Below are 23,300 nucleotides of genomic sequence, written 5' to 3'. Positions count from 1 at the left end.
CGCAACAGAAGCGTAATTTTTGAAGGCTAAACTTGAGGTTCTAAGATCAGCAAGCTGCCCTTCTGTGCGTGTTTTTTTGTTTTCTTCCTGTCTTTAAAGCGTGCATTAGCTGCTATTTCAACCCCTAGCTGGGCATTGGTCAATGCGTCGTCACTGTTATCCGTTGAGCTTAAATAGGCGGCTTCAAGTTCCGGTGGTCTGAACAAATTCGGAAGAGTCCCCCTCATTCCATCAATGTCAGATTCAGTAAAGTCTGTGATAACTGAAATTCGCCATAATTCTTCAGCAAGCAACTTATAGCTTTGATCTAATAAAATCATATAAGTGCGGGCTTTATTCTTACAGCGATCAAGTGCAATCATGTTGACACTACGGTCAAACTTCTCATTTTTACGTTTTTGATAAGCTTTTGAGGTTAAATGAATAGCTAATTTGTCCCATAGCAAAACCTTTAGGAGAAGAGGGTTAACCATAGTATCCATCTCTACATCGGTACCGATACCTGCTGTTAAGCCTGCAGCCGCTCTTACTTTAACATCGCCGCCGCCGCGGACAACAGCCTCAACCCCCGCGTTTATTCCAGCGCCGGCACTTACCCCTGCTTCAATTTTAAAACGTGCAGCATCAATGCTGCGCGCCTTAAAAGTAGCTGTGGCCGCCCCCTTAGCTTTAGCACCGATAAAAGCACTACCACCGATGGCCCCGACAATAAATTCATCAGCCCCGAGGATATTGCTGCTGTTGAATGCTCCGTCTATCTTCGCTTTAACTTCCGCACCGACAAATAAAGATGCTTCGCTCTTTAGATCAAATAGCTGCCCGATACTCAGTTCATGAGTGACTTCAAGCGTTAAACCAAACCTTGCCGCCAGTTCAGCGTTTACACCGATATCTATGCCTGGGATCAACTGCATTGGTGCAAAACCATTACGTCCTGCAAGTTCATCCTTTGAAAAATTGGTTATTTTCCCTAATTTTTGGTCAACACCGGCATTGCTTGCTATGCCGACTTCCGGGGCGCCAGCCCGCCCCTTTATAAAACCCGCACCGCCGTTGCTGCCGAAGTTTGCATGCAAGTCACTTTTTATTTTAACTCGGCCTCCTCCCGTTGCCTTAGCGGAAACTTGGTTACGGACTATATTTTTAAAATCCCAAGTACGTTTTATTTCAATTTTGGCTTCAGCAAAAAGATCCAGAGTATTTGTAGTACTCAGCTCACCGTCTTTTGCAGATGCTTTATCTTCATAACCGGTTTTTACGCCTTTACCTTTTTGGCGGATTGTAGTGTATGCAGTGCGTTTGTTCTGATCATTGAGAATTTGCCAGACTTTATTATCAATGTTCTCTTTCTGATCGTACAAACTTTTCAGGCTATCAAGTTGTGCATCAATCACTTCAAGCTGTATACGTCCTAGCTCACCGTTTCTTACAATATTTGTTCTAAGTGATTCAATGAGTTTTATCTGCTGTAGCAAAAAATTATAGGTAGTGCGGTTAATACATTTAAAGCGAATATTTTCCAGTGGCGTTTTACTTGGGCGAACTTCTCTTATTATTTTTTTGAAATGTACTCTAATCTGACTGCACAGAACCATCCACACCGGATCATTTGTCACATCTGAGGCACCAAAACCATAACTGCTACTTAGCTTCTTATGGTGTCTATATTTCATCGCTTCAAGATGAGAATAAACGGCATCAATACCTCTCTGCAGGTAAGGTATCGCTTTTACCTTATTGCTTTTAAAAGCCATATAAAGATTACCTGTCCATCTTTTAAATTCGATGTCACAGGCGCTTGGCGGCTGAAAGCTGCCGTTGGGTTTTAAAATATAATCGATATTGAGTTCTAAAGGATTTGCCATTTTAAACTCCTAAACTAGGGTTGATCGGTGAGCGCGGCGAAATGGATCTTCGAGGAAGATATAAAGTCTTGCTTTGATGACATCTCGCACTCATGGCTTCTTAAACATGCTCCAATGGATAGAGTAATCCTTAGGAAGTCATTAGAATTTCGGTACATACAGAAAAGTAGAGTTCCACTTAATTCAAGTAGGTACGCCAAAAGAGGGGATTATCTCGCCTACAATACTCATTCACACCTTAATTGGCTTAGATAAAGCGGTTAAACCCCCGGACATTACCTAGGATGAGGTCAATGTTATTGGGTATATCGATAACTTTATCATCACGGATACTTCAAAAGAAGTTATCTAAACGAAGATAAATCCAGCTTTGTGATAACGAGGCAAGAAATAGAAACAGCGCCTAATTTGGCGCTGTTTCTATTTGTTCTGTTTGGACGTATTAACGAGGCTCAAAGGCGAGTGACTGAATCGCTTCTTCGATAGTTAGGAAGTGGATCTTCATCAAGCACACTTCAGCCTTCTGGAACTCGTGATTTCGAATCAGGTTGGTCACGCTTTCAACTGAATACTGCTCAGGTTGTTTCGCGAGAGACAGTTGATTTGATCTTGATTCTAGCGAGTAGCTATCGCCTTCAGAATCAATGAGGTAATCATCTTCGCCTAAGATCATCTCTGAGCATTCCGCTTGAAATTCTTGTTCGGATGCGACGTAAATAAGTTCATCGTCACCGTCGAGTTTTACCAAAGATGGCCAACTGATCATTACTGCCTTTCAATTATGGATGTTGAAGTGTATGTCTGGACTATAAACACTTTTGAAGCTTAAGTCAGGTATTAGTGATTTATCCTATAGAAAGAACAATAAACTACTGCTCGCTGTTTGATTTGTAATTAACTTTCGATAAATATAATGTTGATGATTCGATTATAATTAACAGTTATAACTATATAAATTAAATTGATTGGGATTTTGTGAGGTTTTTAAATAGCATTTAACAATGATTATTCTAACCTGAGTTTTATTCGTGACTTTTATTAATATCTCATTAAAGACGTTGATGTTATATCTCTTACTTGGTCTTTTCTACATTAATGCAAGTCAAGTAGAATATAGATACAATCTACGTGGAGAATTAATCAATGAAAAAGCCGATAATGAATTTAACTATTATGCTGTTGATGCTCTTGGTAATCGTCTAAGTATAAGCAAAGGCGAGTTTTCTTCAGACCTTAATCCTATCACACTGACTGCTCCAGATAATTATTCGATAAAAAACTTGTCACAATCCATTACTTTTACTTGGTTACCAATTAAAGGCGCTTCCTATTACGATTTTTGGTTTGGCGATGAACCAGGAAAATTACGTCAATTTAAAACTGGTATTACAGCTACTTCACTAAAGTTGGATTTGTCTCATATTTCAGATAGCCATTCTAGATATTGGAACGTTGTCGCGCATGATGGAAAAGGCGTTAACTCCAAAAGTCCAATTTATACTTTTTCTGCACTAGATAGTGATCGAGACCAATTGCCCGATCACATCGAAGACAAGCTATGCATGTCTTCGCATATCCCCGATTCTGATAATGATGGCCTTTTAGATAGTCAAGAAATGCGTTTTGGTGAATCAATAATTATGACCTCACTTCCTTGCTTACAAGATAGTGATTTTGATGGAATCGAAGACGCGTATGAAGTTGAAGCTGGCAGTGATCCAATGGTGGTTGATAGCTATCGAGGAGATAACTGGTCGCATTATGTTGATTGGATTGCGAAGAAACATGAGCAACAGCAACTGGAAGTTATATCCGAACGCAGATTGTTAGATGTAAGAAATACCAATGGTTATGCAATTTCTGGGTTTGCTCCAGGTAGTGAATCGATGAGTATGACTTACTGGGTTAAACACGCTGAAAGTCAGGAACAACAGACAATGGGTAGTGACGATGATAGTGGTCGTCGGTTCTATTCCGGTATTGATCAAGAAAATAGTGTCACGTTCGGTGTTGGAAATAAATCTGTCACGTTAAGTAAAGTGAAGATTGAGGATGAGGATTGGACGCATGTCGCCTTGGCCTATTCAAGCTCTGTGGCAGAAATATATATTAATGGTCAACTAAAGCATACGATGAGATCTTTGGCATTTAAAGAAGCTAGCCAATATGCCCTTTGGATTGGTGCTCGTCATCACAAGCGAGCTTGGCAACCAGAAAGTGTTGAGGGGGTGATCGATAATCTTAGTGTTTGGAATGTAGCGCTATCACAACAAGATGTCGCAAAAAGCATGTTTAGTCTCGAAAGAGTGACAAGTAATAACTTACTTGGCTTTTACGACTTTAATGAAAGCCGCGGCGAATGGGTTAAAAATAGAGTAACGAATAAGTTTGACCTGAAGCTAGTGGCTGGAGCGAAGTTGAAGCTTGAAGAAAACTATATCGACTCAGATAGTGACGGTATACCTGATATATTCGAGAGTGCTCTGTGTAGTGATAGTCATAACTCCGACAGTGATGCGGATGGTATTCCTGACGGTGAAGAGTTAGGCATTGGCTCATCGCTAGATGTGACTTCAAACCCATGCAATGCCGACACTGACAACGATGGTATCGCTGATGGTTTTGAATATCACCACTCAATGAACCCAGCGAAGAACGATGCGCTTAAAAGTCATTTAGGTTCAAAGAACAGTTATTGGCAGAAGTATGTTTCTTACGTTGAAAAGAGAGACAGTGAGGTTCAGGTTATTGAAGAAGATAGGCACTTCGATGTAACAGGTAGCAATACTTATGCTATTTCTGGATTGTCGAATAATAAAGAAGACTTTTCCTTTATGTACTGGTTTAAACCTAAGGATAAATCCGAACAATATTCTGGATTTAGCGGTAAAGGGTGGCACCAAACAAAATTAGGAATAGGTACTAATAATGCCGTACAAGGAATTATTAATACTTCCTTTTATCCTAGGAGATTTCAGCAAAATATCACTATTGATAATTGGCATCATTTTACTTTCGTTTGGGATTCTAACACTTATACCACCCAAGTTTATTTAGATGGGAATTTAGCTTACTCGAGTCGTGTGCCAACTTGGTTTAATAGAAAAGAGATACTCGCGATATGGATCGGAGCATTGAATGATTCGAGTCAGCCGAAATATTTCATGAATGGCATTCTTGATAACGTGCAGATTTGGACTCAAGCCCTGGAGCAACATCAGGTTCGTCGTTACATGACCGAAGCACCTCAAGTAAACACTCAAGGGCTTGTTGCATCCTATGATTTTTCTAAATCGCGTGGTGATTGGGTAATGAATCAAGTGAGTGGTCGCTTTGATCTCAAGTTGACCGATGTTACTCGCTTAAAACCAGAGGACAAAGAGCGAGACAGTGATGGCGATGGCCTTTCTGATGCTTTTGAATTAGGGAAATGCTTGGACGTATATAACAGTGATAGTGATGAGGATGGAATTTTAGATAAAAATGAACTGACACCCTTGGCACCTTTAAAATCCACAGACCCTTGTATTAGCGATACCGATAACGATGGTATTGATGACAAATTTGAGCAAGACAATGGTATGGATCCAACAAAACATGACCTTGATGTTGTATTAAATGATAAAGAGATTGCCAACTGGGAAACCTATGCCGAAGAGAGTGTGAGTCGCCTATTAGATCAAGACAAAAAAGTGCAACACTTAGATGGTGAGTTGAACCTGTCGAACAGTTTAGGTTATGCAGTTTCTGATATTCAACGAGAGAAGAACGATGACGAAACTACATTGATGTATTGGTTTAAACCAAACAAGCAAGGCCTAGATCAATTTAGTGGCGTACAAACTGATACTTATAAAGGCAGTTACATAGGTATTAGTGGAAATGATAAGCCGCTAGTTCGTTCAAATTCTCAAAAACTTCAATCAGATATTACGATCAAATCAGATCAATGGCTCCACTTGGCGATTGTTATCTCTCAAAGTACCCAAAAGTTTTTTGTTAACGGGCAATTAGAGCAGATTATTGATAAACGAAATGAGAATTTTGGGTCCTCTTATACACTTTGGTTTGGTGCGGTTAACTATAAAGGCTTGGATGTGAAACATCAAAATGGTCAAGTTGATGATATTCAGTTCTGGAATAAAGCTCTTGCCCAAAGGGAAATAATTAATTATATGCGTCAACGGCCTGATAGTACTAACGAAAACCTTGTCGCTTGGTACGACTTCTCAAATCATCTTGGAGCTTGGGTTAAAAATAGGGCTACCGGGAAATATGATCTGAAATTGGTGAAGGGTGCACATATCATTGAATCTGAGCAAACTTACGATAGTGACAGAGATGGGTTAAGCGACGAGTTTGAAGCGACTTATTGTACTGATCCTGAAGTGTTAGACAGTGATGGTGACGGCCTTAGTGATGGTTACGAACTCAATCAAGGTTTTCTTATCAATGGCCAAAAGTTCACCACTAATCCTTGCTCCTCTGATACTGACAATGATGGTATTGATGACGCATTTGAAATCGATAACAACATGAATCCAACGTTAGTCGATGGCCATCTTATTGATGCTGAAGTTAATAAGCCAAACTGGGATAGGTATGTTGAATATATAAACCGCAGTGACGAATTTCTCTCCTCTATTGAACAGGTTGCGCCTAACGTTTTGGATATAGAAGAGACAAAAGGGTACGCCATCTCAGGTTATTACCCAAAAGAGCAACCTACCAGCATTATGTTTTGGTATAAGCCGAACGAAGATCTTTTCGTGTATGACAAATCAATGAGTGGTGTTAGTGATATAACGAATGATGTGATTTTGTCTTTAGGACACAGTATGTATGGCCCTCTTTATTGGGTTGGTAGTAGTGGTTCTGTCGCTCATCACCACGATTTAATCAATAATCAGTGGAACCACATTGCGTTAACTATAAGTGATTTAAAATCGAAGCTTTATGTTAATGGTCAAATGGTAGATGTGAGTGAAAATGCGCTTAAAATGATTGGTTATCCTTTTTTCTTGGGTGCAACTAATATTGAAGGTCTAGCGGATCGTCATATGAACGGCCAAATGGACAATGTCATGTTGTGGCAACGCGTATTAAGCCTAGAAGAGGTTAGACGCTATATGATTACGCCACCAACTCCCCAACAAGACAGCTCATTGCAATGGCTGTATGACTTTAACCACACTAGGAATGGTTGGGTAAAAAATGGCGTCACAGGGCTGTATGATTTAAAGCTGGTTCAAGGAGCTAAAATCTCTCCAGAGCAAGCGATACTTGATCAAGACCTGGATGGTTTAGATGACAAGTTAGAACTTGCAAGCTGTTTAGATGAAACCCAAGCTGACACAGACGGTGATGGTCTATTGGATGGTCAGGAATATGGAGTCAATTCCCAATATTTAACAATTACAGACCCCTGTTTATGGGACAGTGATAGGGATAATATTCCGGATGATTTTGAGTTAGAACAAAACAGTGATCCGCTTCAGAGTAACGCAGGGAAAAGTTCTGTAAATCATCCCAATTTGAGCCTTTGGGAAGAGTATGCCCAGCATCAAGTTGAACAGTTGTCACAAGACGACATCATTGAATCCTCACGTTCTTTGCAGTTAACGGATAACAATGGGTACGCAATTACCAATCACTTCTCGTTGTCGCATGACATGACGTTGATGTTTTGGGTTAAGTATCAGCCAAGTAAAGAGCAAAGATCAGGGAACATGGATACACATAAACTTGGTTTTTCATACGATAAAGTAAAATATGGTGACGAGCGCAGCACATCATATACTGCCGCAAAACTTAATTCGGATGAATGGGCACATTTAGCTCTCGTCTTGTCAAATCAAGGAAAAGCAAAATTATACTTTAACGGGCAACTCGTAGATGAAAAATACCCATCGCGCGCAGACTTACCGAATGTGTGGGCCACCTACCTTGGAGCCGTTAATGATGTAGGCTTCTCTAAAGAACATATGAAGGGGTTACTTGATAATGTTGGTATTTGGGAGCGGTCATTAAACGCAACTGAAATTTACCAGTATATGTTTACTGCGCCCAAAGCTTCGGATAGCAATCTTGCTGCATGGTATGACTTTACTCACTCCCAAGGTGATTGGGTGAAAAATAAAGCAACAGGACGATACGATCTCAAATTAACGCAAGGCGCTTACTTAGTTGCTGAGCCAACAGACGAAGATACTGACGGCGATGGCCTTGTTAACCGATTAGAGTTAGCTTTTTGTACTGATGGGTTAACGGCTGATAGCGACGGTGATGGCGTTAATGATGGTGATGAACTCTCAGTGGGCAAACCATTCATTTTGATTACTAACCCTTGCGCTCCTGACAGTGATAATGATGGCTTGACGGATGACTTTGAACGTTCTCACGGTAGTGATGGCTTGATTACTGATGCTAATTTTGACAGCAATGGCAACGGTATTTCCAACTGGGATGAATATCGAAAGATACAAACAGAGCAATTGCCTGAAACAGTGGTCGAATTTGGCGCCTTGTCGGCGAGTAAAGGTTATGCAATTACGTCTTTCTTCCCAGAAAACGGTGATTCAACCTTAATGTATTGGTTTAAATCAACCAGTGAAGAATCACAGTTATCCGGTGTAAGTGAAACTGCCGACCAGCATTATTACGTTGGAATTCAGTATGCGCAGAAGAAGTTCGCATGGGGTGAAGACAAATCGAGTGGTTATTCTTTTAGAGAGGCGGAATACTCGACGGATGATTGGAACCACATCGCGTTAGTCGTAAATGATGATCATATTCAACTATACCTCAATGGACAATTAACAAAAGAAACAATACGTTCTTGGTCGACGATTTCTGCTCCCTTCGAACATGCACTTTGGTTGGGCGCTTTGAATAAGTCGGGAATGGCTTCTGATTTTTACACTGGCCTTATTGATAACGTGCAGATATGGGACAGAGCCTTGTCAGAACCAGAACTCCACCGCTTCATGGCGCTGCATCCTAAGGAGCATATCGAGGGTTTAATCGCGTCTTATGACTTTTCGTCGGCGAAAGGAGAATGGGTAAAAAATCACGCCAATGATCAATTCGACCTAAAGTTGGTCGATGATATTGAGCTTGAAAGTCATCAAGTCAATGACTCTGACTTAGATACTATCCCGGATTACGTTGAAGCGAAAATGTGTGTTGATGCCACAACAAACGATACCGATCACGATGGATTATCCGATCGACAAGAATTAGAAATACTTGTCTCTGCATGCGATCCAGATATAGATGGGGATAGCATGTTCGATGGGTTTGAGCTTGAAGAAGGGAGCGCTTTGCGTGTTAGGGATGGCAACAAAGACAGCAATAGTGATGGTATCACCAATTGGTACTCATTTACTGATTGGTACAAAGCAGTAAAGTTGGCTCAAGGAGAGCAAGGTATATCTATATCGAGTGGTGCACTGCAATTGGATGGTAACAAAAATAGCCACGTTGTAACGGGGATTTATCCTAATTCTGAAGACAAAACATTAATGTTTGATATCAAGTTTAACCAACTTAAGGGGCTATTACAGTACGTTGGTTCTGATGACAATAATAAACATCGTTTTTACATTGGTTTAAATAAAAACGGTGATTTGAGTTACGGCGTTGGTGATGAAAGTCGAAATAATAGTGCTAGTTTAAATAGTGAACAATGGTATCACTTTACTCTTCGATACCAAGCCCCTAACGCTCAAGCATATATTGATGGTCAGTTAGTTGGGACCTTATCGAACATTCGTTTTAGCGGGCAGAGTACGGAGCCTATTACATTTGGGGGGGCTTATCCTGTAAATGCTCAGATTGACAACGTGCAACTCTGGAACCGAGCGCTTACGGATGAAGAATTAATAAATCGTAGGTCGAAGGTGTCGAGTGGACCTGAGTCGTCACTTGCTATGCACTACGATTTCGAATTCAGATTGGGTCCTTTGATAATGAACAAAGCTACCAATAAGTTAGATGCGTTACTCTCGGCAGAAAGCCTTCTAATTGAAACTCCGTTAAACCCATAAATCCGATTAAGGAAACTTAGATGCTTTTGGCAATTTTTGTCGCGCTTGCAATCGTATTGTTAGCGTTACTGCAGTCGTGTGCGCCTGCTGTTGAACCACCTACAGGCCCTTTAGGGCCAAATAGTTCATACGAACAAGGTCAAGCTCAAAAAGGGGGGGAATCAGGAGATGATTGCCATTCTTCGAGAGGAGCACCAATATGGCACTTTGACTTCAATAATCTCAACCTCGTTGTTCAAGATACGCCAATCTGGTTTGATTCGGCGTATGGACCTAATATTGAATTCACATTAACTTACAATGCGCTTGGAAAAGAAAATACAAATAATTCGGTTGGCTCTCGATGGTCCCATAGTTACAGTGACTATATAACCCAACCGAATGAATCTAATTCGCTAGTTCTGTTTGCGGGAACAGGACGCGTCGATGAATACCAACAAATTGGTACTAACTATGTTTTAAATTCACAATCGCTTCTGTCAGGAGAAGCGACTTTGCTGCCTCGGTTGAGTGTTGAAGATGGCGTGATTAAGGCGACTTACGTTGACGGCAGTTACAAAACGTTCACTCACGTGGAAAGTGGCGACTACCGATTAAGTTCCACGGTCGATCAAAGCGGTAACGCACTTAAGTTTGCTTACCAAGACGACCAGTTAACGAGTGTGACTAACGCATTAGATCAATCTCTGACTTTTAGTTATAACCAGGCCAAGCAAATTGTCTCGGTGAAAGGCCCGACGGGGTATCAAGCTCACTTCAACTATAACCAGAAAGGTGAATTAATCTCGCTTGAGGACATGCAAGGGTACTCCGCAGATATCACTTATGATGAGATGGGGATAATCTCGTCAATCACTGATGCTAAGGGACAAACCCAATTTATTGTTGAGCTAGGCAACGCTGATTCAAATCGGGTGGATGAATATCCAGCACCTGGTGACCCAATGGGAATGAGTAGCCGAGTGACTGCGATAAATCCGCTGGGTTATAAAGAGGAGTTTTTCTACAACTCAGAAACAGGCAAAGCGTGGTACATCTCACCAGAGCACTACATCAATTACGTGGATGTTAATGTTAACAATGACCAACCCGACGTTCCTAAAACTGTCTATGACTATCAGCGGTTCTCCAAAGGTTATTCTCGTGTTCAACAGGTTACTAGACCGGATGGTACATGGACTCGTTTCGAATACGATCAAAATCGTAATCTATCCAAAACTGTTTATTCAGATGGTAATTCCGTAAAGTATCGCAATAACTCGTTTGGTAAAGTTGTGGAGTTTACTGATACGCTCAATAACAGCACGATCTATGTTTACGATGATCGTCAAAACTTAATTAAAGCTGTCACGCCGACAGGCGAAAAGGGTTTTGAATACAGCCAAAATAACTTACTGATTGGTGCTACTAATTTAAACGGTGTTAAAACTCGCTATAAATACAACGACCAAGGGCAGTTATTACAAGTAACGGCTGCTGACGGTAACGTTGTCGACTTTGGTTATTCATCTGGGCGACTCGACTCGATTGTTAGTCAGGGTAAGGCGCTGGCGTCATATCAATATGATGAGCTAGGGCGCGTAACACAAGTTATTGATATACATGGTAACGCCACGCAGTATCGTTATGACCGAATTAACCAACTCACTCATGTCAGCGGAGAGGGAAATCGTGATACTGAGATTGTTTATGGGAGTTGTCCTCGCCTTGTAGAGAGCAAAACCCTTCCGGGAGGTCGAACTTACCAATATCAATATAATTCAGCAAAGCAACTGGTAGCGCTTATTGACCCTATGTTGGGCGTTACACGATTAAAACGAGATGCGGCAGGACGCACTACGGCTTTAATTGACGCCAATCAAAATAAAACAGAATTTGAATATAACGCCGTGGGTCAGCTTACAACGAAGCGTTACGCAGATGGCAGCGCGCTAAAAATTGATTACCAGCAAGGTTATATCAACAGCACCACTAATGCTCGAGGCGTTACAAAGTCTTTTCATTACAATGAAAATAACCAACTGACTCGTGTAAGTTATGGCGACGCTACACCAGAAGTTTCCTATCAATATAATTCGTTAGGAGAGCTGGTATCAGTCTCTGATGGCCAAGGTCTGACACAATATTCTTATTTCTCGGACGGTAAAGTTGAGAGCATTGATGGCCCTTGGGACAACGATACCATTGAACTTGGGTTTGATAAGCTGAATCGATTGTCTTCATTGATGTTGGATGGAGATAACTACGGTGAGTACAAGTACGACGCTCTGGGTCGACTAAAGCAAGTTTCGGCACTGGAACAGGTCTTTGAACTCACCTACGATGATTCGCCTGATAATGTTTCGGCTGACTTAACTTACCCCAATGGCATCAAGCAAGTGTTGAGCTTTGACAATATTGGCGATCTCTCCAAGCTCGAATACCGAAAAGGCGTGAATACAATCGGCAAGTTTGTTTTCGGTTTTGACGTTGCAGGTAAACTCACCCAATTAGAGTCTAACGAACCGCTCCTTCTAGAGCGCCCACAAACACAAGCCACGTACAATTCGCTTAACCAAATTTCCTCGTGGGATGGCGACAGCAGCGCTTTTGTTTATGATGCTGATGGAAACTTAGTACAAGGCTTATTGCCAGGTGAGACTCCTTTTGAAGCAGATTATGACGCTGAAAACAGACTGACCGCGATTCGTTTTGAGAAAAGTGGCACTCAGATTGAGGAACGATTTGAGTATGGTCACGATCATTTTCTAAGAGTGTATCAGCGTTTTGAAAGCAATATTAAAACCTTAGAGAAACGCTTTGTTCGCTTAGGCCTGATTGAGCTTCAAGAGCGTGACAGCGAGAACAACGTATTAGCAAACAATATATGGCGACCAGATAGAAAAGGCGGTGTCGCTGGGTTATTAATGCGTCAGCAGAGCCAGCAAAATATCTACTACATGACTAACCATCTCGGTCATGTCTATGGTGTGTTTGACCAAGCAGGCGAAAGACTCAGCCAGAGAGGTTATTCGCCTTACGGGCAAGTAAGTGGTGATGGTTTCACTCTACAGCCGTTTGGTATGTCGACCAAACGCTCAGATTTTGAAAGTGGATTAGTTTATTTTGGTTATCGCTTCTATATGCCAAACTTGGGCCGCTGGCTAAACCGCGACCCACTGCAAGAGCAAGGCGGGATTAACCTCTATGCGTATGTAAATGGTGACCCGTTAGGGTATGTGGATCCGGATGGGCGTTCACCTATGGCAGTTGGTGCAGTAGCTGGTGGGCTTTTAGCTGGTCCTCCTGGTGCAGTAGTCGGTGGTGTTGTAGGTGCGACTGCAGGAGTGGCACTATGCGTACTTACCGATCTCTGTGACTGGAATGAGTCTGGTGAAAGTGAGTTTCCTGCTCCTGGAAAGCCAGGAGAAGACGACGGCTTTATCCCTCCCAAGAAGCCTCCCAAAAACTGCGATCCTAGTGGACGGGTAAAGAACCCAAACGGGTCAGGGAAAGGTTGGGAAGATCATATAGGGGAGGTCTGGGTTCCTACAGGGGGAAAAGCTGACCATGGTGGAGACCATTGGGATGTGCAGACGCCCAAGCAACCGGGTCAAAGGCGCGGTCGATATCGTAATGTATACCCAGGAGGAAAAGTGAGAAAATGAAGAACATACAGATTATAGATGACGCAATTAATGCAACATATGATATTTTTTCGGCAACGGACGAGGAGTTTTCATTGTTGTTTCCTGCCAATACGAACATTGCTTTTATAGAAGATATTGATTCGGACAATTTAGTTGTTAAACAGGCTCTAAAGAATTTGTGGGGTCGAAGAGTACGCAAGTGCGATGTTCAAGGTATCCATGGAACTATGTTTTATGGGCTTGAAGATAAAAAAGATTATTACCCAACTTTGATCGATGAAGAAGCATGTAACCCCGATGCTTCAAAACTACGGAAATAAACGCAATGATTTGACTTGGCCAGGTTTTGTCATTTGAAATAGGACAAAAGGCCTAGTCTCAAAAAAGTAGGTGATGACCTTTCGAGCAACAACTGAAATGATTGCAAAATAAGGTGGTGTCTATGGCGACCAGATAGAAAAGGCGGTGTCGCTGGGTTATTAATGCGTCAGCAGAGCCAGCAAAATATCTACTACATGACTATCCATCTCGGTCATGTCTATGGTGTGTTTGACCAGGCTGGCGAAAGACTCAGCCAGAGAGGTTATTCGCCTTGCGGTCAAGTAAGTGGTGATGATTTCACTCTACAGCCGTTTGGTATGTCGCCCAAACGCTCAGATTTTGAAAGTGGATTAGTTTATTTTGGTTATCGCTTCTATATGCCAAACTTGGGCCGCTGGCTAAACCTTTGATTGTAAGGACTGCGCCATGTTTTGCCTTAACGCTATTTACTTAGAGATCGACCCAACGGCGCGAAGTAACCTTGCAGCGCTTGATAAATCTTTTTGCGATGCGCCATATCAGGGTACACGGGGTACATATCCGGTTTGGTTGTGCCATCTACCAAATAAACGTTTTTGATATCAGAACAGGATTCAATCACTGACTCGAAGGCTCGCGCCATCATCTCTGTTGGTAGTGAGAAGTAACGGGCAGACATCGCCTTGTCGGCAATAACACTTCGCGCCACGTAATCGTGTTTGTCTAGGTTATTGTCGCTGAGTAGTGTGGAATCGAACAGTGACATCAAACTCTCGTTTAATGGATGAGGTCGCACCTTTCTATCGTGAAGCCAACAGTCGCTGGCGAACAAGATTTGCTTGCGAGGGCCAGAGGTATCGCCGATTTCAAACGCCTTCTCAGCGATATAGTGGTCAAATGCATGCCAGAACTCGTGGGCGAGTGCACCAGCACCAGCGTTTTTAGCGAGGGCTAACTCTCTCTGGTTCGGTGCGTAGTGTGCTTGTACACCCTTTCTGCCACCACTGCCGAACGCCAAGCCTAATGTGCCACGCAAGCCAATTGCTTCTGGTGGCAAAGCCAAGATGTAAGCCAAGTCTGCTAACGAGTCGAATATCAGATTTGCAGCGAGCGCTTTCTCTTCTTTCGTTACCCAAGCGCCCACACGAATGCTGCCCATACCGAAGGTCTGTTTGATGTCCATGAATGACACCTGATCGCCATGTCGGTAGTCTGGGCCTTTGCGCGTTTTGTATTTAAAGTGGGTTAACTTCAAAAGGGTCCTTGGAAATAGATGTAGTTTAGCGCTGTTGTGTGGTGCACAGGGTTAAGTTGGGAAAGTTAGCACCTTTGTCAGTAAATTACCGAACAAAATGAGTGAGATTGTGTTCGAAAGCCTCCCATGACGTTGGGTTGCCTTCGTGGGTCAGTGGAAACAGTGACCTATTTGGTTTTGCATAGCTTAAACGATGTAACCTCTGCGTGACATGATAACTGTCTAGCCCTGAAATTGTGACTAAATCTAACGCTTCTAAATCTAGGTAGCCGTCCGGCATCACAGCACGTTTTGGCGCGTGAATCGTAACAACTTCACCAATCAACATTTGAGTTTGGTTACTTTCAATTGTTATCTGCTCTTTGAAGGCTAAGCCTATTTTCAGAGGGCTTTCCAAAACAAACGGAGCAGGGAACACATCATCGTAATAGGGCGTGAGACCGACCGCGTTAAATTCTGAGACTGATTTAGGATAACGAGCGGAAGTTTGATGAGCTTTTTGGACAAAGCCCGCCCCGATACTATTGATAGTGAAGTGTTGAGTTTCTAGGATATTTTCTAGTGTATGACGGCGACTTTCCGCAGGCCGGATGATGAAGCCAAGTAAAGGTGGATTCGACCCCAAATGAACCACGGAGCTTACTACTGCAAGATTTTCTAGCCCTTGTTTATCGCAGGTACCAATAAGGTTGGCGCTTTTGAACCCCGATAAGGAGTTAATTAAACGAGCACGTTCTCGCTGATCCATCGTTTGGATGTTTTGTTTTGAAAGGGTCATTGCCTTCATATCTTCTCTTCTTCTCACTTTTGTTTTCGACGACTTGTTTACTAACCAAACTAAAACATATTTACGCAGCATCGCTTTATTCCGATCATCCAGTTTGAATAAGTGGTAGTGAAAGGAGGATTCTTTTAGAAAATTGCAATTTTCTTGAAATAAAATGTGACACTGTAGCTTAATTTATAGTTGCAGCGGTTTGCTATTGAGCGATACCATGTACGGCTATTTCTTTGGTAAAGATGTAATTATGTCAGATGAAAAGCTCGCGCTAGAGTGGATGCGCCAACAAGCGCATAGAATTGATCCATATGTTATAAATCCATCATTTGATGAATGCGTTGAGTTGCTTGAGCCTGCCTTTAAGAAGGGCAAGAGTGTCGCGCAGCTAAAATATCTATTATCAGAAGCGGATCGCCGAGCGGGAGCTGCCGAACGTAAACATGCTGCTTTAAAGTTTGCTAAAGAAAAAAGCCCAAAGGCAGGTCAAAACCTTCGTCTGCAAAGCAAACTTCAACAAGTTCAATTGGCATTAAAGTTAGCAACTGGCGATAACAACATGACCATATCGCAGTTCTGCTCTGAGTATGATGTCAGTAAGCGAGACGGCAACGAAGCGTGGAATGAAAAGTTGGTTGAGCAGAATAATAAGAAGTGATTTCGTGATGCCGTATATGGTTTAACTAAAGATCCGACAAGATTTACTTGCTTATGTATTCATTTAAAATCCTACCAATAAATGTTGCTCAACGGTATTTCAAAAGCCTGAAGATCTTCTTTTCAGGCTTTGCTAACAGCTAGCCACTCATCAGTTCCGTCTAGTCGTTAACCACTTCTAAAAATACCGATGAGTGAATATCAGGTATTAAGGTCGAATGTTGTTGAAACTGACCTTTTGCGTTCCATCACTCTGATTCTCTAATTTAATTACATCTCCTTGATAGTAATAAGGTTCCATTGGCATCTTGCTGTTGGTTGGCCTTGCGTAGTGAAGTACAGCGGGTTTACCTTCCTCTTGTCGAGCGTATAAATAGCCAATCAGCGCATGTTCAAATTGGTGGTAGCCATTGCCCCAATGGAAAGCTTTAGTACGCTTAGGCTCAAGCCCAACACCACCGTATTTGTGGTCGACCCATACATCATGATAGGTCGGTAGGGTGTATTGCAGGACGTCTTTCATTGAACCATCGATAAGCGATACCGTCATTGCGGCTTGATCAAGCTCAGCCCATTCCCATGATGACGCCCACTGGCTGTACGGTCTGCTTTGCCAGCCCGTGATATCTTGCCCTTGCCACATCTTCTGAAGTCGTTCGCCAAAATAGTTAGATACATTGGCAAAATCTTTTTGATATTGCGCCTGAGCCAAAGTGTATTTCATGCCGTCTAAACCAAACTCAGACCAATCGGAATTTTTTAATGCATGACCAGTTAGATAGGTCATCCAATACGCTTTAATGGTGTGCCCAAAATCGTTGTGATTGGCGTTCGGCATCATTGCCGCTTTGTCGTGAATTGCGCCGTAGAAACGTTGTTCATCTTCAGAGTGGTAGTGATCAATCATGGCTTGTGTGAGCCAGTTTAAGTCATCAAGCCATTTGGCTTTGACGGGCTCTTTGAGCAGAGGAGCGACTAACAACAGGTAGCCGTTTATTTGATCAAGTTGTGCGACCAGTTCACGTCGTTTTGCACTGCCATCTTCACCGTCGGCGAGTACCCAAGCAAGACCGCTGTTGTCGCTAAGTCGATATTTATCAAAGATAAAAGTTTGTTGGGCGATGAGTGCTCCTTCTACCTTTTTGTCTTGGGTTAGGTAGTAGTACATCGCGAGTCCAACTAGCGCATACGCTTGATCTTGAGAGGTACGTTGCTGCCAATCTTGACCCATTTTTCCCTCTTTTGTGTAGCCAATAAAGCCACCATTTTTCTTATCTTCTAGTTGATCAATGAGGTAGTAGGCACCTTGCTTGGCAAGCGCTAAAGCTTGTTTGTCTCCAGTAAGGTGATAGAGCACGCCGTAGGCATAGGTTTGGCGTGATTTCATGCGCGTAAACTCTTTGCCAAAGTGCGGAGTGATCCAGCCTCTGTTCAATTCAGGACACACATCAGAGACATCGAGCAAGGTACCATCATCGCAGCGGAAAGTAGGGAAATTGCCTATCGGTTCTCCCTGTGCGCTCGGCATAAGCCAGTAAGGTGCGAGCCCTTCAGAAGCATGATTGATCCAGTCTTCTCCAGATGGAAGGGTGACATTGGCAGATACGGCGAAGCTGGTGACACTGAGTAATGCGATGGTTGCTCGTAACATAACGTTTATCTTAACTATTTGAATTTAGTTGAATATAAACAATCACATCTGCACATTGTGACTAGGCGATCACAATCGACTAAATTATTGTGGTGTAAGTGAAGAACTATGTAGGCTTGTCTCGCTGAAATGCAAAGTAATAAAAAATTATCGTTTGTCGATAAATTATTGTTGATCATCATTTGTTTTGATCTTAGTATTCTTTCATCAACTCAACAGGAATATAAGTATGTCTAAAATTCAAAAACAAAGTCGCCGAGTACGGGTACTACTGCAATGCCTTCTTGTACTGGTACCAATAATGGTGTGTTACTTTTGGTTAGTCGTTCAAACTCCCTATGACTTCCTTACTACTATGGGGATTGTTCAATTCTCTTACGAAATTGAATCTCTAACGACATTGCCATTAACTTTGACAACAAGAGTCATTGCTATGTTCACAAGTTTGGCCGTGTGGAGCATTGTTGTGTATGCGTTAATGGTTCTTATACGTTTATTCCGTAACTATGAACGAGGAGAAGTCTTCTCTTTAGAAAACGCAATGTCCTATCAGAAGCTTGGTTACTGCTTGTTTTACTGGGTGTTTGGGTCAGTCATCTACGGTGCAGTGATGTCTGTAGTTTTGTCGTTCAATAATCCCCCTGGCGAACGAATATTTGCAATTAGTTTTGTTGGTATGGACCTTTTAACCCTGATATTGGGTATGATTATCTTGATCATCTCATGGGTGATGAAAGAAGGTTATATTCTGGCTGACGAACACAGCCACACGATTTAAAGGACTTGTCATGACTATCCGCATTAATTTAGACATTATGATGGCCAAACGGAAAATGCGATTAAAGACATTGGCAAAAGAAGTTGGGATTACAGAAGCTAACTTATCAGTATTAAAAAATGATAAAGCCAAAGCAGTAAGGCTATCGACGCTCGACAAACTGTGTGAAGTTTTAGAGTGCCAACCTGGTGATATTTTGGAGTTTAAACCGAATGATCATCAAGACAGCGTGGCTGCAGAATAGTTGGTAAGAAATTTTTCTATCCAATCGAAATGAAAGAGCCTCGATATTGTATCGAGACTCTTTTTTACTCTATCTATACAGGTTTTCCTGCCTCGTCCTCTTCCACCACATCGGTTTCTAAACTCGCCTCTGCTAGCCATTTTTGTATTGATGGGCTGTTAAGCACGCGTTGTTGATATTGTGATGCCCTCTCTGAAAGTTTGATGCCATAGGTTTCGACTCGCAGCGCCACAGGTGCAAACATCGCATCGGCAATCGACCATTCACCAAATAACCAACCTTCTGGATATTGTTCCATTTGCGTCGACCATATGGCATCAATACGAGCGATGTCTTTCAATGCTTCTTCACTCAAAGCAAGCTTTCGTTGAGCGCGGCAGTTCATCGGCATTTCATTTCTGACGGCAAAAAATCCAGAGTGCATCTCTGCCGAAATTGCTCGGGCATGGGCGCGTTCTTTCACGGATTTAGGCCATGCTGCGCCGTCCAAGTAGGCTTCGTTAACGTATTCGAGAATCGCCAGTGAATCCCACACAGCAACGTCACCGTCAACTAGGGTTGGAACTTTGGCTGTTGGTGTCACTGAAGCTAGTGTGTCGTAAAAATCAGACGTGAATAGCTTGAGCTTGATGACTTCCGCATTCAGGTTGTAGTTGTCGAATATTAGCCATGCGCGTAATGACCAAGTTGAGTAGTTCTGGTTTCCAATATAAAGCTGCATAGTTGCTTCCTTGCGTTTAGTGGGTATGTATTGAGCCTAGGGGGATGCATTTGAGCTTAGGGGATTGTATTGCGGTGCACTAACGGATAATTTTGATGCATTACATTAATAAAAACGATGGGTGGTGATTTCAATATGGATATTGATGCTTTGCGAGGCTTTCTCGCGTTTGTAGAAACCAGTAGCTTTACTCGTGCAGCGAAACAGATAAATCGCACCCAATCGGCATTCAGTGCGCAGATGCGCAAACTGGAAGAAGAACTCAACGTGACCCTTTTCCAGAAAGAAGGCCGTAATCTCGTGCTGACAGAGGCTGGCTTAGCGCTGCGTTCTCATGCTGAACAGTTGGTCGCCCTCCACAATACCGCCCTCAAGCAAGTAAAGCGTTACGAAGACAAACAACCTCTAAGACTCGGTTGTCCTGAAGACTACAATGACACTATTTTGCCAAAAGTGATTCGCCTGTTGCGGAAAGCAGAACCCACCTGTTCTATTCAAGTATTCAGCCTGCCAAGCATTACGCTCAGAGAGTGGTTGGATGATGGCAGGCTTGATGCTGCAATTGTCACTCGAGCGCCTGACAGTGAAGAGGGCTATTGGCTTACCAGTGATGTGGGTGTATGGATAAGCAGCCCAGACTATGTGTTCGATGATTCTAAACCCGTCCCACTAGCCTTGTTTCAGACCGATTGTAAGTATCACGCAGCGGCAGTGAATGGCCTAACTAAACAGGGTACGCCTTATCAGTTGTTGGCGTGCAGTAATACCGCTTCGGCGCAACGTGCCATTGTTAAAGCGAGTTTAGCGATTGGCGCGATGGGTAAGCTGAGTGTGACTTCTGATTTGAACATTCTGGAAGGTATGCCACCACTGCCTTCGGTGGATATTGTGCTGATTTTAGCGAGCAAACATCACCCAGTGTTAGACAAAGAAGTGCTGAATCAACTTGTGGAGTTGGACTCCAATTAGATTTTTGCTCGGTGAGGATAATGTTGAGTGCGGAGCTAAAATAGATAGGCCGAGAACATGCTGTTTCGCGGAGGAAATGGTGGTTCTCGGCCTAGTTATTGTTAGACGTTGTTGGTAATTAAGAAAGCTTGAACTTACTCAGTTCGCCGTGTAAATCACCGGCTTTCACTGTCAGCTCATTACTGATTGCTACTGATGATGTCATGGTGTCCATTACTTCCACGGCAGTGTCATTGATGCTCACTACATTACGATTAATCTCTTCTGACACCGAGCTTTGTTCTTCAGCGGCCGAGGCAATCTGGTTGTTCATGTCGTTGATTACTTCAATCGCTTGATTGATTTCAGACAAGGCTTGATGTGCAGCTTCGGTTTCGCTTTTTGTATTGTTCGCTTGGCTCTGGCTTTGCTCCATCAGTACCACAATAGATTGAGTCTCTTGTTCTAAGCGAGCCAACATAGAGCGAATCTCTTCTGTTGAGCCTTGAGTTCGATTCGCTAGGTTACGAACCTCATCAGCAACCACTGCAAAGCCTCGACCAGCCTCACCTGCACGAGCCGCCTCAATCGCTGCATTCAGTGCAAGTAAGTTAGTTTGCTCTGCAATGCCACCAATCTCGCTTAAGATACCCTGAATAGCGGTGCTCGAATCGACTAAGTTCTGTGTTTGTTGCTGCGCATCGTTAACCTGCACAGCCAAGCTGTCTACAGCACTGGCGGCATTGTCCATGCGCGTCATACCATTAAGACTGTTGCTCTGCACTTGGCTTGCTGCTGCAGCTGCTTGAACCGCTGAGCTCGCCACTTCTTGCGCTGTTGCACTCATTTCATTGATAGCAGTGGCAAGTGAGTTCACTTCGTTAACTTGAGAATTCAGCTGGTCACGTGAAACTTCAGCACGAGCTTGGCCTTCTGTCGCGTTTTTATCCACTTGGTCGGCGGTTACCATCACGGTAAGTAGCATCTCTTGTATACGAGATAGGAAGGTATTGAACCAGTGTGCAAGCTGAGCGGTTTCATCCTTACCTTTCACTTCAATGCGATAAGTTAAGTCACCCTCACCCTGTGCTGCATCTTTAAAGCGTTCCACTAAGTTGTTCAAAACCTTGCCCAAAGAGCTAGCAATGAACGCCATTGAGGCAATGCCTAGAAGAGCGGCGATGATTCCCGCCCACACACCTTTTTCAAGTGCTTTTGAATTCTGAGCATCACTCCACTCGGTGTAGTCATTGACGCTTTTGGCTAGGTAACTACTAGGAACAGACACCATGACTACCCATGGCGCATCACTGGTATCAATTGCGGTAATCGCGTACTCATCGCCGCCGAAAGTCACAAGACCGGCGCCTTCTCTGTTAGCGATAGACTGAATCTTTGACCATTCAGATTCCAATTCAGAAGAGACTTTTTTACCCACCATATTTCCAGTTCGGCTGTTGGCCAGTGTAATGCCTTTCCATGAAGTGATTAGGATTTTTCCTTGGCCATCAAACAGGTTACGCGCAAGTAACTCACTTTGGCTTTGGAGTTCATGTAGGGACAAATCAAAGCCTAGTGAGCCGATGATTTTTCCGTCATGTTTGATTGGTTGGCTGATGGTGGTAATGAGCTCTTGTTTGCCGCGCACTGAATAAAAATACGGTTCCATCACAAACGTTTTACCCGTTTGATATGGCATTAAGTGCCAGTCATCTTTGCGCTCACCGTTGCTGTTGAGCTCGGTATTGCTAAAGCTTTCCATTGCGACAGCATCAAAGCTGTTCTGGTCATTGGGAGAGAAGAAAGGCGCAAGGTAGCCCTGACTGTTAAAACCTAACTCAGTGTTAAAGCTTAATTCGATGTTTGAGCCAGATTCGATATTCGAGTCTTGTTGGTTATCTGAAATCAGCGACGTATTTGAGCCATTTTCGCTGTTCACGTTGAGCTCGTTATTCAAGACAGACGGCTGTGACCATGTCTTATCTTCCCAAACCATGTAACCGGCAAATACAGCTTTGTTTTGTGCTTCCAAGGCGGCAGTAAACTGTTTCACGATAAGCTCTGCACTTGCGTCGGTTTCTGAACTTAATTCGATGATTGAGCGCACTTGCTTAAGGTTCGCTAATACGGGGTTAAGCTGGTTAGCGATGTTCAAACCTTGTTGAAGTGCCGTGTTTTGTAAATCCGTAGCCGTGGCCTCTGTCAGCTGCGTTTTTACTTTTTCAGTGACTTGTTTATTCACATCGGTAAATGCGTTGGTCGTCATTCCCATGGCGATTAACAGAGTGAAAGCCATCGCTCCGCCGGCACTCACCGCAATTCGCGTTCGTATACTGTTAAACATATGATCTCTCTAGCCAAATAGTGGTAAATTTCAGAGATTTTAAACAAGATATGTGAATGGAAAATTCGAAATAATGAACACA

At 42.9% G+C, this 23,300-nt stretch carries 15 protein-coding genes; 8 read left to right on the top strand and 7 right to left on the bottom strand.

Annotated features, from left to right (window positions below; translation table 11 throughout):
• Positions 1 to 26 precede the first annotated feature (26 nt).
• The gene (locus tag Q5H80_RS20365; RefSeq protein ID WP_304569953.1) at positions 27 to 1,865 is read right to left on the bottom strand and encodes a hypothetical protein; all 1,839 of its coding nucleotides are present in this window, start codon (positions 1,863 to 1,865) and stop codon (positions 27 to 29) included.
• A 442-nt stretch (positions 1,866 to 2,307) separates the two neighbouring features.
• The gene (locus Q5H80_RS20360; protein ID WP_304569952.1) at positions 2,308 to 2,631 is read right to left on the bottom strand and encodes a DUF4144 domain-containing protein; all 324 of its coding nucleotides are present in this window, start codon (positions 2,629 to 2,631) and stop codon (positions 2,308 to 2,310) included.
• 295 nt (positions 2,632 to 2,926) lie between these two features.
• Between Q5H80_RS20360 and Q5H80_RS20355 the strand changes: the two genes are divergently transcribed.
• The 4 genes from Q5H80_RS20355 (at position 2,927) to Q5H80_RS20340 (ending at position 14,273) form a co-directional block, all read left to right on the top strand.
• Positions 2,927 to 9,913, top strand: coding sequence for a LamG-like jellyroll fold domain-containing protein (locus Q5H80_RS20355; RefSeq protein ID WP_304569951.1), 6,987 nt, complete (start codon positions 2,927 to 2,929; stop codon positions 9,911 to 9,913).
• Between the two features lie 20 nt (positions 9,914 to 9,933).
• Positions 9,934 to 13,560, top strand: coding sequence for an RHS repeat domain-containing protein (locus Q5H80_RS20350; protein ID WP_304569950.1), 3,627 nt, complete (start codon positions 9,934 to 9,936; stop codon positions 13,558 to 13,560).
• A complete protein-coding gene (locus Q5H80_RS20345) occupies positions 13,557 to 13,862 on the top strand; it encodes a hypothetical protein (RefSeq protein ID WP_065105198.1) in 306 nt (101 codons plus the stop codon). The genes Q5H80_RS20350 and Q5H80_RS20345 overlap by 4 nt, the downstream gene beginning before the upstream one ends.
• Positions 13,863 to 14,024: 162 nt before the next feature.
• A complete protein-coding gene (locus tag Q5H80_RS20340) occupies positions 14,025 to 14,273 on the top strand; it encodes a hypothetical protein (protein ID WP_304569949.1) in 249 nt (82 codons plus the stop codon).
• Between the two features lie 32 nt (positions 14,274 to 14,305).
• Here the strand turns inward: Q5H80_RS20340 and Q5H80_RS20335 are convergent, their stop codons facing one another.
• Both Q5H80_RS20335 and Q5H80_RS20330 read right to left on the bottom strand, forming a co-directional pair.
• Positions 14,306 to 15,097 (bottom strand): CLCA_X family protein, encoded by a 792-nt coding sequence (locus Q5H80_RS20335; RefSeq protein ID WP_304569948.1) that lies wholly within the window; start codon positions 15,095 to 15,097, stop codon positions 14,306 to 14,308.
• An 85-nt stretch (positions 15,098 to 15,182) separates the two neighbouring features.
• Positions 15,183 to 15,884, bottom strand: coding sequence for a flavin reductase family protein (locus Q5H80_RS20330; RefSeq protein WP_304569947.1), 702 nt, complete (start codon positions 15,882 to 15,884; stop codon positions 15,183 to 15,185).
• 241 nt (positions 15,885 to 16,125) lie between these two features.
• On the opposite strand from Q5H80_RS20330, the gene Q5H80_RS20325 reads away from it, so the two are divergent.
• Positions 16,126 to 16,533 carry a hypothetical protein gene (locus Q5H80_RS20325; RefSeq protein WP_026012354.1) on the top strand — a complete coding sequence of 136 codons (408 nt, stop codon included), beginning with the start codon at positions 16,126 to 16,128 and terminating at the stop codon, positions 16,531 to 16,533.
• A 207-nt stretch (positions 16,534 to 16,740) separates the two neighbouring features.
• On the opposite strand, the gene Q5H80_RS20320 is transcribed toward Q5H80_RS20325, so the two are convergent.
• Positions 16,741 to 18,183: an N-acylglucosamine 2-epimerase gene (locus Q5H80_RS20320; RefSeq protein ID WP_304569943.1), complete on the bottom strand. Its 1,443-nt coding sequence runs from the start codon at positions 18,181 to 18,183 to the stop codon at positions 16,741 to 16,743.
• Between the two features lie 229 nt (positions 18,184 to 18,412).
• Here Q5H80_RS20320 and Q5H80_RS20315 point away from each other — a divergent pair, with 229 nt between their 5' ends.
• Positions 18,413 to 18,961, top strand: a complete 549-nt coding sequence (locus tag Q5H80_RS20315) for a DUF2975 domain-containing protein (RefSeq protein ID WP_304569942.1) — start codon at positions 18,413 to 18,415, stop codon at positions 18,959 to 18,961.
• A 10-nt stretch (positions 18,962 to 18,971) separates the two neighbouring features.
• Positions 18,972 to 19,205, top strand: a complete 234-nt coding sequence (locus Q5H80_RS20310) for a helix-turn-helix transcriptional regulator (RefSeq protein WP_304569941.1) — start codon at positions 18,972 to 18,974, stop codon at positions 19,203 to 19,205.
• Between the two features lie 73 nt (positions 19,206 to 19,278).
• Here Q5H80_RS20310 and Q5H80_RS20305 read toward each other — a convergent pair whose 3' ends face one another.
• The gene (locus tag Q5H80_RS20305) at positions 19,279 to 19,926 is read right to left on the bottom strand and encodes a glutathione S-transferase family protein (protein WP_304569940.1); all 648 of its coding nucleotides are present in this window, start codon (positions 19,924 to 19,926) and stop codon (positions 19,279 to 19,281) included.
• 117 nt (positions 19,927 to 20,043) lie between these two features.
• Here Q5H80_RS20305 and Q5H80_RS20300 point away from each other — a divergent pair, with 117 nt between their 5' ends.
• A complete protein-coding gene (locus Q5H80_RS20300; RefSeq protein WP_304569939.1) occupies positions 20,044 to 20,895 on the top strand; it encodes a LysR family transcriptional regulator in 852 nt (283 codons plus the stop codon).
• 118 nt (positions 20,896 to 21,013) lie between these two features.
• Here Q5H80_RS20300 and Q5H80_RS20295 read toward each other — a convergent pair whose 3' ends face one another.
• The gene (locus tag Q5H80_RS20295) at positions 21,014 to 23,218 is read right to left on the bottom strand and encodes a methyl-accepting chemotaxis protein (protein ID WP_304569938.1); all 2,205 of its coding nucleotides are present in this window, start codon (positions 23,216 to 23,218) and stop codon (positions 21,014 to 21,016) included.
• Positions 23,219 to 23,300: the final 82 nt, after the last annotated feature.

Origin of the sequence: Vibrio sp. SNU_ST1 (assembly GCF_030563405.1) — a bacterium.
Taxonomy (GTDB): Bacteria; Pseudomonadota; Gammaproteobacteria; order Enterobacterales; family Vibrionaceae; genus Vibrio.
The sequence above is the reverse complement of the archived record's forward strand: the minus strand, read 5'-3'. Positions and strand labels throughout refer to the sequence as shown.

What these genes read in the sequence shown, in the direction of transcription:
- Q5H80_RS20320 (WP_304569943.1), bottom strand. Translation starts at nt 18,183, where the DNA reads ATGTTACGAGCAACCATCGCATTACTCAGTGTCACCAGCTTCGCCGTA.
- Q5H80_RS20365 (WP_304569953.1), bottom strand. Translation starts at nt 1,865, where the DNA reads ATGGCAAATCCTTTAGAACTCAATATCGATTATATTTTAAAACCCAAC.
- Q5H80_RS20310 (WP_304569941.1), top strand. Translation starts at nt 18,972, where the DNA reads ATGACTATCCGCATTAATTTAGACATTATGATGGCCAAACGGAAAATG.
- Q5H80_RS20330 (WP_304569947.1), bottom strand. Translation starts at nt 15,884, where the DNA reads ATGAAGGCAATGACCCTTTCAAAACAAAACATCCAAACGATGGATCAG.
- Q5H80_RS20355 (WP_304569951.1), top strand. Translation starts at nt 2,927, where the DNA reads ATGTTATATCTCTTACTTGGTCTTTTCTACATTAATGCAAGTCAAGTA.
- Q5H80_RS20305 (WP_304569940.1), bottom strand. Translation starts at nt 19,926, where the DNA reads ATGCAGCTTTATATTGGAAACCAGAACTACTCAACTTGGTCATTACGC.
- Q5H80_RS20325 (WP_026012354.1), top strand. Translation starts at nt 16,126, where the DNA reads ATGTCAGATGAAAAGCTCGCGCTAGAGTGGATGCGCCAACAAGCGCAT.
- Q5H80_RS20315 (WP_304569942.1), top strand. Translation starts at nt 18,413, where the DNA reads ATGTCTAAAATTCAAAAACAAAGTCGCCGAGTACGGGTACTACTGCAA.
- Q5H80_RS20295 (WP_304569938.1), bottom strand. Translation starts at nt 23,218, where the DNA reads ATGTTTAACAGTATACGAACGCGAATTGCGGTGAGTGCCGGCGGAGCG.
- Q5H80_RS20360 (WP_304569952.1), bottom strand. Translation starts at nt 2,631, where the DNA reads ATGATCAGTTGGCCATCTTTGGTAAAACTCGACGGTGACGATGAACTT.
- Q5H80_RS20340 (WP_304569949.1), top strand. Translation starts at nt 14,025, where the DNA reads ATGCGTCAGCAGAGCCAGCAAAATATCTACTACATGACTATCCATCTC.
- Q5H80_RS20350 (WP_304569950.1), top strand. Translation starts at nt 9,934, where the DNA reads ATGCTTTTGGCAATTTTTGTCGCGCTTGCAATCGTATTGTTAGCGTTA.
- Q5H80_RS20345 (WP_065105198.1), top strand. Translation starts at nt 13,557, where the DNA reads ATGAAGAACATACAGATTATAGATGACGCAATTAATGCAACATATGAT.
- Q5H80_RS20300 (WP_304569939.1), top strand. Translation starts at nt 20,044, where the DNA reads ATGGGTGGTGATTTCAATATGGATATTGATGCTTTGCGAGGCTTTCTC.